General features: G+C 55.0%; 3 protein-coding genes. 1 reads left to right on the top strand and 2 read right to left on the bottom strand.

Translation table 11 applies throughout. The features are described from left to right. Window positions 1-331: 331 nt before the first annotated feature. The gene (locus tag H6G62_RS26535; protein ID WP_190500770.1) at window positions 332-730 is read right to left on the bottom strand and encodes an SAM-dependent methyltransferase; all 399 of its coding nucleotides are present in this window, start codon (window positions 728-730) and stop codon (window positions 332-334) included. A gap of 413 nt (window positions 731-1143) precedes the next feature. Here H6G62_RS26535 and gatB point away from each other — a divergent pair, with 413 nt between their 5' ends. Further along, the gene (gene gatB, locus H6G62_RS26530) at window positions 1144-2646 is read left to right on the top strand and encodes an Asp-tRNA(Asn)/Glu-tRNA(Gln) amidotransferase subunit GatB (protein ID WP_190500768.1); all 1503 of its coding nucleotides are present in this window, start codon (window positions 1144-1146) and stop codon (window positions 2644-2646) included. A 91-nt stretch (window positions 2647-2737) separates the two neighbouring features. Here gatB and H6G62_RS26525 read toward each other — a convergent pair. Continuing rightward, the coding region (locus H6G62_RS26525; protein WP_190492888.1) for a hypothetical protein at window positions 2738-2921 on the bottom strand (184 nt) is incomplete at its 5' end.

The raw sequence follows: 2921 nt of genomic DNA, 5'->3' as shown, positions 1-2921 counted from the left end.
AATCGCTTGGAGGTGTGCTTTAAGGGCTTGCTCTTGGTCTGGGTTCATGACTTTAGCTATGTAGTAGATCGCTTTGATTCTCGCTGATACAGCTCAGCTTTTCCAGTGCCCAGTCCTCTTAAGCATTTCTACTCATCACAAAGGTGACATGCTCCCGATAGCCTGATAGCCTGCCTCCAGTAGGTTTTCTTTCCATGGCTGAGTTAAGTCAGCGGGAATCAAATAATGATTGCAGGATGGCTTTGTATCCCTAAGCAATACGGCTTTATAGGACAAGGGCACCTCGATTAATTACCATTTGGCAGCTTTCGAGAAGCTGGAAACCTTGGAATCACGTTGTCACTCCTAGGGAAATCTGGTTTTTTCGAGGTGCCCACAAGACTTCGGGATAGTCAAGTTCATAAATAGTCGCGTCTGGCTGCCACGGATATCGGTAAGCACGGGTATCTAGTCCTGAGGCTAAAAGGACGACTTGGCTCCCGTTAGCGTGGGAAAGTAAGTCATCAAAGAACCGAGTCTGCACCGCCACATAGGCTTGATCCTGGGACGTGAGCTGTTGATCAACCCGCTGAAAAGCCTCTTCGTCAGCGAGCAACTCTGCAAAGGGGTCATGAAAGAGTCGGTCATGGCGACTCGATTCACGGGCTCTCATGGCCGCCATCATACGGGCGGAAAAAGGAACAAACTTACCATAGTCTTCGGCTGTACTGGGTGACTGAGTATCGTCCATGAACCTAGCTCAGATAGATGATTGGGAAGATGGCTAAGCAGATTATTTCAGTTGGATTACCGCTGCCTGTATCGTTTACAGCCAAAGCCGATAGACACCCTGAAATTGGCTGTATACCTTGATTAGTTCATTTATACACCACATGGTGAGAAGCCCCAGAGCTAGGGGATTACAACCAGTGCTAGTAGGTTGGGTTCCGCTTCGCTACACCCAACACTCACCGAGGAGTCCGGACTTGTTGGGTTTTGCTATCGCGCCACCCAACCTACGAAAAATCAGGGCTTTTGGGGATTGTGTCAATCAGCCAGGATCGCCCCTAGATCAAACCAAACAGGGGGGTGCTTTTGGGATGAGGGCAGAGCCGGGGCTACAATAGACAGACTATTGCAATCAATCGTTTGTTGGAGCGGTTTATGACCACTGCGGCCCCCGCCAAAACCGAGTCTGCCAAAACCCAGTACGAGGCCATCATTGGTCTAGAAACCCACTGCCAGTTGTGCACCGAAACCAAGATTTTCTCTCCGGCCTCCACCGCCTTTGGGGCCGATCCCAACACCTACATCGACCCGATTGTGCTGGGGATGCCGGGGGTGCTGCCCGTGCTGAATCAAAAGGTGCTGGAGTATGCCGTCAAGGCGGGGCTGGCCCTGAACTGCCAAATTGCGCCCTACTCCAAGTTTGACCGCAAGCAGTACTTTTATCCCGACCTGCCCAAAAACTACCAAATCTCCCAGTACGACCTGCCCATCGCCGAGCACGGCTGGCTAGAGATCGAGCTAATCGACAAGAAAACCAAGGAAGCCACCCGCAAGCGCATCGGCATCACCCGGCTGCACATGGAAGAGGACGCAGGTAAGCTCGTCCACGCCGGCAGCGACCGTTTGGCGGGTTCCACCTACTCCCTGGTGGACTACAACCGGGCCGGGGTGCCCCTGGTGGAAATTGTCTCAGAACCAGACATTCGCACCGGGCAGGAAGCCGCCGAATATGCCCAAGAACTGCGCCGCATTGTCCGCTACCTGGGCATCAGCGACGGCAACATGCAGGAAGGCTCCCTGCGCTGCGACGTGAACATTTCCGTACGCCCCGTGGGCCAGAAGGAATTTGGCACCAAGGTGGAGATCAAGAACATGAACTCCTTCAGCGCCATCCAAAAAGCCATCGACTACGAAATCGAGCGGCAAATTAAGGCCAACGAAACGGGCGAGAAAATCGTCCAAGAAACTCGCCTGTGGGACGAAAGCACCCAGCGCACCAAGAGTATGCGCTCTAAGGAAGGCTCTAGCGACTACCGCTACTTCCCCGAACCCGACCTGCCGCCGATTGTGGTTTCTGTGGCCCAGAAAGAGGCTTGGCAAGGGGAACTGCCGGAACTTCCCGCCCAAAAGCGTAGCCGCTACGAGGAAGCCTTTGGCCTCTCCGCCTACGATGCCCGTGTGCTCAGCGACGAGCGCAGCATTGCCGAATTCTTTGAGGCCACCGTTGCCACTGGGGCTGACCCCAAACTCACCGCCAACTGGCTCACCCAAGACATCGCGGCCTACCTGAACTCCGAAAAGCTCTCGATTGACGAACTGCCCCTGAAGCCGGAAATGCTGGCGGAACTGGTGCAGCTGATCGAAGCGGGCACCATCAGCAACAAAATCGGCAAAGACCTGCTGCCCGAACTGCTCACCCAGGGCGGTTCCCCCCAGGCCATGGTGGAGGAACGCGGCCTCAGCCAGATTTCCGACCCCGCCCAAATCGAAGCGATGATCGACGAAGTTCTCGCCGCCCACCCCGAAGAACTGGAGGCCTACCGGGGCGGCAAGAAAAAGCTGCAAGGCTTCTTTGTGGGGCAACTGATGAAGGCCAGCGGGGGCCGTGTGGATCCTAAGCTCAGCAATCAACTGCTTAGCAAAAAGCTGAATGGCTAGACTGGCTTAGCCTGTGCGATTCATCGCCATCGAGGCCCATCCTCTTCAAGCCACAAGGCTGAAGGCAGATGGCTGACTGCCTGACACATCTTTATGCCGCCTCCCAGGGGGGCAATTGACATCGTATGGACTGGATCCTAGAGAACCAGATGCGGTCATAGTACTGGTCTTCGGCGTTTTTAGAGGCAAAGCAGGGTTCAGGGTCAACGGTGAGCAGGGGGATGGGTTGGAGCAACGGACGCCCTTTGTTGACGGCACCCTTGAGCCAGCGGAGG

The sequence above is a fragment of the Phormidium sp. FACHB-1136 genome (genome assembly GCF_014697375.1).
In the GTDB taxonomy this organism is placed as follows: domain Bacteria; phylum Cyanobacteriota; class Cyanobacteriia; order Phormidesmidales; family Phormidesmidaceae; genus Nodosilinea.
Note: the sequence above shows the minus strand (reverse complement) of the source record. Positions and strands in the feature narration are given on the sequence as shown.